The sequence below is a fragment of the Synechococcus sp. R6-7 genome, from assembly GCF_047461695.1.
Lineage (GTDB): Bacteria > Cyanobacteriota > Cyanobacteriia > Thermostichales > Thermostichaceae > Thermostichus.
Genome location: NZ_JANSHS010000326.1, coordinates 1 through 6,451, shown reverse-complemented (window position 1 = coordinate 6,451; position 6,451 = coordinate 1). Strand labels below are relative to the sequence as shown.

Here is a 6,451-nt window from a genome sequence, read left to right as displayed (position 1 = left end):
GGGGCAGCTCGTCTGGCCCGCTGAAACCAGGGGTGCTGATCCGAAGTGTGGTTGAGGATGAGCTCAATGATGACGCGGATCCCCCGCTTATGGGCAGCCTCCAGAAAGATCTTGAAGTCCTCTAGGGTGCCCAAGTCAGGGTGAACACTGGTAAAGTCAGAAACGTCGTAGCCGTCATCTTTTAAAGGCGAGGGGAAAAACGGCAGCAGCCAGACGGCTGTAATCCCCAGTTCTTGCAAGTAGTCCAGCTTTTCGGTCAGGCCCTGGAAGTCGCCCACGCCATCGCCGTCGCTGTCGAAAAAGGCCCGTGCCGGCAGCTCGTAGATGATTGCATCTTTGTACCAAAGGGGGTCGTGGGTGAGGGGGGAGATGAGGCTGCGCAGAGGGGCTCGGATCATCATGTCGGTCATGTCGGCAACAGAGACAGGATTGGGACACCTTGGCAACCCTAGCCGTTGAATGGGGATCCCCTCAATAGGCTACAGCCTTCTCTTGGGTGCCAGGGATCCCCGGCGTCGGTTCAGGCAATGCCACTCCGCTTCTGGGCTTCCTTGCGGGAGACGGCCACGTGGCGCAGGCCGGCCCGGAGCAGCTCCTGCTCGATCAAGGCAAAAAACCGCTGCCGATCCCCGCTTCTCACCACCGCCAAATGATGGGCTTCCGCCAAGGCGATGGGGTAGCCAAAGCCCTTGTGCACTTGGCTCAGCACCCCTGCCAGAGCCCGCTGCAGCAACTCCGCATCCTGGACCACCCAAGCGGGAAACTCCAGGCGAGCAATTTCGGCTTGGCCCAGGGATCCCTCGCCAACATTGAGGTAACAACAGTGGACGTGGTGTTCCCCGAAGGCGTCCAACACGCTGGCGCCGCTGCGCCAAAGGGGGCTGCGCTCTCCCGGCTGCAGCAGGGATCCCCAAAAGACGCGGTCTGCCAGGGGGGCGAAGGGATGGCAGGGAGGAGACTTCTCGCCGGGACAGTAGCGGTAGCAGTCACAGCCCAGGTACGGGCACAGCCCCAAGCGCAGGTAGTTGAGGGTTTCGCTGCTGCGGGAGGCGCTGATGTAACCCACGAGAGGAATGCGGGCCGCCCGCAACTGCTCCAAGGTCGCCAGAATGGGATCCAACCAGGGGCGCCGGGCCGACTGGGGCAGAGGCTCCAGTCCCCAAGGGATTAGGGATCCATCCAGGAGCGCCAGCGTGATGCGGCGACGGGGCACCGACAGGGCCAAACGAGCCAGCTCCTCCAGTTCCGCTTGGGAGCGTCGTAAGGCCAGTATCTCTTCCAGCCCCAACGAGGACTCCGTGCCGCTGGTAGGATTGCGTTCACCTGGAGCGCGCTGCGGGCGAGAGTCTCGCCGGTTAAGGGGGGCCCTCGGCAACCCTTCTGCCCGCGGTTCCGAGAGAGGGGAGTCTGAGCGGTTTTGCTGGGCAAGGGGCCCATCTCCATACAGCAGCAGGGGCTGGCTGTCCAGGAGCGGCCACTCCTGGGTGCCGTAGTGGAGAACCACGCGCCCAACATTGATCAGCGAGCAGTAGGCAATCTCGTGGTGACTGGGCAAAATCTGGGATCCATCCGTGGCCACCACCGTGTGTCGCCCCTGCAGAGGCTCGACCTTGGGCAGGGATCCCCAGGCTTCCGGCGGCTCGGCGGGGCTGGCGCAAACAAACGACAGATGGGATCCCCACTCGGCCCAGCGGGACTGCCAAACCTGCGGCTCCTGCTGCCAGCGCTCGAAAACTTGCCAGGCTTGGCGGAGGCGTTCTTGGCTGGCTTTCGACTCCTGTTGCAGGTGCCGGGTGAACGCAGGAATTTGCCCGCTCAGCTTAACCAGATCCAACATGATGGCCGCATCAGCCCTGCATGGCAATAGGGCTGCCAGAAGCGGAAGAAGCCACATCTTGTCCTTCTGAGGAGTTGAGCAGCTCTTCCAGCGGAAACTCCCCGTAGACCTCGCTGCTGTTGTTGGGACTCTCCTGCAGGCGAACCCGATGCAACTGCACCCCCAGCTCCCGCAGGGGCAGAGTCAGCAGCCGCTGGATGTAGAGGGCGATGTTTTCGGCAGTAGGCACCACCTGGGCAAAGTAGGGAATGTCTTTGTTCAAAAAGGTGTGATCCAGCGGCTTCACCACCTGCTCCTCGATCAGCCGCTGCAGGGCCGCCAAGTCCACGATCATCCCCGTGCGCGGGTCGATGGATCCCTTGACAGTGATCTCCAGGCCGTAGTTGTGGCCGTGGCCGTGGGGACGGGCACAGAGGCCGTAGATGGCGCTGTTTTCTTCAAAACTCAGGTGATCCAGAGCCAAGCGGTGGGCGGCGCTGAAATGGGTGGCAACAGTCAAGTAGGCTTGCATGGCTTCTCCTCGGTATTCGGCCCAAAGCTCAGGATCTTCGTACAGACGGACGCTGGTTAGGGGCAAGGCATCGGCCAGGCGTTGCCAAATCACGTAAGCGATAAACTCGGTAGTGGGCAAGGTTTGGGCAAACTCCGGCCAAGCTTGATTTAGATAAGCAAAGTTGAGATCTTGAATCACCCGCTGCCGGATCACCTGCTTCACCTCTGAGAGGTTGAGCACCATCCCATAGTCATCCACCTCACCACTCATGCCCACCTCCAGCACATAGTTGTGGCCATGGCCGGGAAAACGGGCATTTGGGCCAAAGCGGGCTAAGTTCTCGGCTTCTGAGAGTTCGGGCAACCAGTACCGATGGCTGGCGGCAAATTGCGCACGGCGGTAGATTGTACAGATTCTGGACATGAGTGGAGAGGAGAGCATCTGCCGGGGGATCCACCCTTTAGCTTGACACACTCCCCGGCCCAGAGGGTGGAAATTCTCAGCGGCCCTCAGCCTACCCTCCCAGTGGTCTTGCCGTCATCTCTGTCCTGCGCCAGGTCAGGCACTTGCCCTGCCGACCGGGTCGGCCTGTGCATACCCTCATTTCCCAGAAAGCATTTCGAGCAAGGTTTTGGCGGCATTGTGTCCTGAGAGCCAAGCCCCCTCTACGCGCCCTCCGGCGCACCAATCGCCGGCACAAACCAAAGGCAATCCCTCAGCAGCGGAAACCGGCACACGGGTGCTTAAGCTGGCCAATCCCGTGGTTTCCAAAGGCAAAGCGTAGCGCCAACGGTGCACCTGCATCCATTGTGGCGAAGCCAACCAGGGATCCAGCCGTTGGGCTGCGTGGGCCAGCAATTCTCGACCGGCCTTTTCCAGCTCAGAGGGGCCGGCCTCCAAGTACAGAGATGACCACTCCGCCCCCCCATGCAAGACCACCACAGGCGGGAGCGGCTGCAGGCGCTTGCTGCTGTCCAGTCCCAGCCAGGCCAACATCGGATCCTCCAAGCACTTGATCCCCTTCCAAGGCGGCGTATGCTCAGAGTAGCCCGCCAAAACCGCAAGGCAGGGTTGATACTGGGCGGATTCCAGTAGAGGCAACAGGTTTTCAGCCGAAGGGATCCCTTCCCGGAGCAGGGGCAGCAACTGGGGGGCCGGGATTGTCGCCACCAAGGCAGCAGCCTCGTAGCATTGGCCGTTCTCCGCTTTCAATTGCCAGGTGGTTACCAAAGGTTTGAGGCTGACCACACGAGTTTGGGTGTGTACCGACAGCGGGGCAGCCAGGTGTTTGGCCAGCGTCGTCATGCCCTGAGGGCAGACATAGCGCGGTTTTTCATCGTTGGGATCCTCTGGGCGCAGCCCTTCTCGATCCAGCACATGCAGCGAGCGCGTCCATTCCGCCAGCAGCCCCAGGCCCAGCAGCTCCTTCACCCAGCGATAAAAGCCATCCGAATCGGCAGTCAGGTATTGAGCCCCATGATCCACCGGCACCGTTTGCCCAGCATGTTCAACTCGACGGGTGGCCATGCGCCCGCCCAAGCCTGCCGATTTTTCCAGCACCAGAACCTGGAGCCCTGCCCGCAGCAGTTGCCTTGCACACACCAAACCGGCCACTCCCGCCCCGATGACAATCACATCGGCGGATGTTGAGCGGGCTCCCTCGGAAGGGGTTACCGCTGCCTGGGTTGCTTCGCCTAGCATACTGAGCCTGCCAGCTGTGACCGGATCCGCACGTTCAGCTCCCGCCTCTGCCGAAGGGGTTGTTGCCCCTCTCTCCGAAGAGCTTGGCTTCTCCCTTGATGGCAGCCTTGATGATGTTGTAGGCAGCCCAGGCAACCACCAAAACAATGGGCGACAAAACGATCAGCGGACGAAGATCAATGTCCATGGTTTTCTTCCCCCCCTAACATAGATTGATTTACCGACTGCTTGGAACAAGAGCCTCCAGGGTTGGCCACCGCCAGAATCCCGATAGGGTGAAACCGTTTTCGACTCTGGATCCCGCATAAGCTGAGGTGCAACTCTGGAAAGATGGCTAAGTCCAGAATAAACCCAAATGGGGATCCCTACCGGCTAGACTTTGCCCCATCTGGGCTGCCAAGGCGGGAGCCAACAGGCCCACACCGAGAATCGCGTCCAGAACTAGCGCACCCACCAGGGATGTGCAATCGACCCCGATCACCTGACTAACTGCTGCTCAAGCCCGCAACTTGGATCTTAATTCTGGGCTCTTTCTCAGTTACTGTAGATTTTGCCCAAGGCAGCCGGCGGACGAGTGCGGCGGGCGCGGCCCTGCATTCCCGATAGAACCCCCATCGTCAACACAAAGGGCAACGCCTGGATCAACACGGGCGGCATCACATCTCCCCCTTGCAGTTGAATGGCCAGGGCGTCGGTGGCCCCAAACAACAGCGTCGCGCCCAGGATCCCGAAGGGGTGCCACTTGCCGAAGATCATCGCTGCCAAGGCGATAAGGCCCTTTCCTGCTGACATGTTGCGGACAAACTGGTTCAAAAAGCCAATGGAAAGGTAGGCCCCCGCCAGGCCCCCCAACAGGCCGGAGAGCAGCACCGCCGCGTAGCGCATACCCAGGACATCCACCCCCATGGTGGCAGCAGCCTGAGGATGCTCTCCCACCGCTCGCAGCCGCAAGCCCCAGGGTGTTTTGAACAGCAACCACCAGGAGATTGGCACCAACAGAAAGGCCGGATACACCAAGGGGCTAAACCCATGCCACAGCGGCAGCCGATTGACAATTTCTTGAGAGTTGGTGGTGTTGCCGTAGAACGATTGCAGCACCAGCGAAGGCACGCTCATGGCCAACAGGTTGATGGCAGTGCCGCTGACAATTTGATCGGCTCTGTAGCGGATGCACATCAGCGCATGCACAAAGGCAATGGCCACCCCCCCTAAGGCGCCGGCCAACAAACCCACCCAAGGGATCCAACCCACCTGAGCTGCTGGAGTCTGGGCCAGAAGGGAAGCTTCCAGGCGTTGGGTGGTTACCGCCGCCGCCAAAGCCCCAAACAAGATGATCCCCTCCAGGGCAATATTGACCACGCCGCTGCGTTCGGAGTACATGCCCCCCAAGGCCGTGAGCAACAGAGGGGTAGTGGAGCGCAGGGTAGCCGGGATCAAAGCCCAAAACAGAGTTGCCATATTGCTCCGCAGCGCCAGCGCAAACGAGATCTCCGCTCAGAGGTACTCAAGTTGAGCGTTCATCGCAGTCCATTTCCACCTGGGCTGCCTGCAAGGGATCCGTGAAATAGCCGGGCAACAGGCCGCCTGCAGCAATGAAAAGGTGTAGGTGATCAAGTCCACTTTGGTGCTCAGCTTTACAAAAAAAGGCGAATCGGGCGAGGAGCCTAAGCCGGGCCGCAGCAACCCCACCACCACCGCCCCTGCTGCCACCGCCGCCCCCAAGGCACTCAGGGGTACGATGATCTGCCGCTGCCGCACCAAAAAAGCTTTTCCTCCCGGCAACTGCAGCCGCCCCAGCAGCAACAGCAGCAGGGCATAGGCAAAGCTGGCATAGCCAGCCAAAGAAGGGCTGAACCGCCGCAACGGCAACCGAGTTGGCGGGATCCCTTCCGCCAGGGCCGCCCTGTTCACCGCCCCCACTGCCCCATAAAACCAGAGCAAGCCCAGCCTAAACAGAACTAGACCGCCCACCCCCAAGCTGTACAGCCAGCGGGCCCGCACTTGCCGCTCCTTGATCCCCAGAGCCAGACATGACAACAGCGCCAACAGCACCCAGGCCCAGCTCAACCCTGGGATCCAACCCACCGCCAAAGTCTCCGGGATTCCCAACTGCTGCGGGTCGATGAGGCCAAAGGTTCCCGCCAGCACCCCTGCTCCGCCGAACTCCCGCCTCAGCATCCACTCAGCATCCACTAAGGGCAGAGCAAAAACAGCAAAACGGCAATCAGATTGGTCAGCAACAGCAGCATGGGCAGAGATTCAACAAGACCAAGGAGGGCCATCCGACAAAGATAGCAGCCAGCCCTCTTCTCAGCTCCTCAGCTCAAGACACTTCTCACGGGAAAGTGTTCCGCACCTCTGCTGCGGACAAGGCCAGTTGGATCTGTTCTGGCCTCAGCTAGAAATCGCAGGAGCCCCGC

The 6,451-nt window shown here is 60.7% G+C and carries 7 protein-coding genes; all 7 read right to left on the bottom strand.

The window, feature by feature from the left end; translation table 11 throughout:
• A partial coding sequence (locus NW815_RS10010; protein ID WP_414415964.1) for an alpha-amylase family glycosyl hydrolase occupies positions 1 to 410 on the bottom strand: 410 nt, incomplete at its 3' end.
• 110 nt (positions 411 to 520) lie between these two features.
• A complete protein-coding gene (locus NW815_RS10005; protein ID WP_414389836.1) occupies positions 521 to 1,837 on the bottom strand; it encodes a DNA double-strand break repair nuclease NurA in 1,317 nt (438 codons plus the stop codon).
• Between the two features lie 10 nt (positions 1,838 to 1,847).
• On the bottom strand, positions 1,848 to 2,753 hold the full coding sequence (locus NW815_RS10000; protein ID WP_414389844.1) for a 6-carboxytetrahydropterin synthase: 906 nt from the start codon (positions 2,751 to 2,753) through the stop codon (positions 1,848 to 1,850).
• 177 nt (positions 2,754 to 2,930) lie between these two features.
• Positions 2,931 to 4,031, bottom strand: coding sequence for an NAD(P)/FAD-dependent oxidoreductase (locus NW815_RS09995; RefSeq protein ID WP_414389834.1), 1,101 nt, complete (start codon positions 4,029 to 4,031; stop codon positions 2,931 to 2,933).
• A 34-nt stretch (positions 4,032 to 4,065) separates the two neighbouring features.
• Positions 4,066 to 4,218 (bottom strand): photosystem II protein Y, encoded by a 153-nt coding sequence (locus NW815_RS09990; RefSeq protein ID WP_414330801.1) that lies wholly within the window; start codon positions 4,216 to 4,218, stop codon positions 4,066 to 4,068.
• A gap of 347 nt (positions 4,219 to 4,565) precedes the next feature.
• Positions 4,566 to 5,489 carry an ABC transporter permease gene (locus NW815_RS09985; protein WP_414389831.1) on the bottom strand — a complete coding sequence of 308 codons (924 nt, stop codon included), beginning with the start codon at positions 5,487 to 5,489 and terminating at the stop codon, positions 4,566 to 4,568.
• 36 nt (positions 5,490 to 5,525) lie between these two features.
• A complete protein-coding gene (locus NW815_RS09980; RefSeq protein WP_414389828.1) occupies positions 5,526 to 6,209 on the bottom strand; it encodes a hypothetical protein in 684 nt (227 codons plus the stop codon).
• Between the last annotated feature and the right edge of the window lie 242 nt (positions 6,210 to 6,451).

Coding starts and splice junctions, on each gene's coding strand:
- NW815_RS09985 (WP_414389831.1), bottom strand. CDS start 5,489: ATGGCAACTCTGTTTTGGGCTTTGATCCCGGCTACCCTGCGCTCCACT.
- NW815_RS09995 (WP_414389834.1), bottom strand. CDS start 4,031: ATGCTAGGCGAAGCAACCCAGGCAGCGGTAACCCCTTCCGAGGGAGCC.
- NW815_RS09980 (WP_414389828.1), bottom strand. CDS start 6,209: ATGCTGAGGCGGGAGTTCGGCGGAGCAGGGGTGCTGGCGGGAACCTTT.
- NW815_RS10005 (WP_414389836.1), bottom strand. CDS start 1,837: ATGTTGGATCTGGTTAAGCTGAGCGGGCAAATTCCTGCGTTCACCCGG.
- NW815_RS10000 (WP_414389844.1), bottom strand. CDS start 2,753: ATGTCCAGAATCTGTACAATCTACCGCCGTGCGCAATTTGCCGCCAGC.
- NW815_RS09990 (WP_414330801.1), bottom strand. CDS start 4,218: ATGGACATTGATCTTCGTCCGCTGATCGTTTTGTCGCCCATTGTTTTG.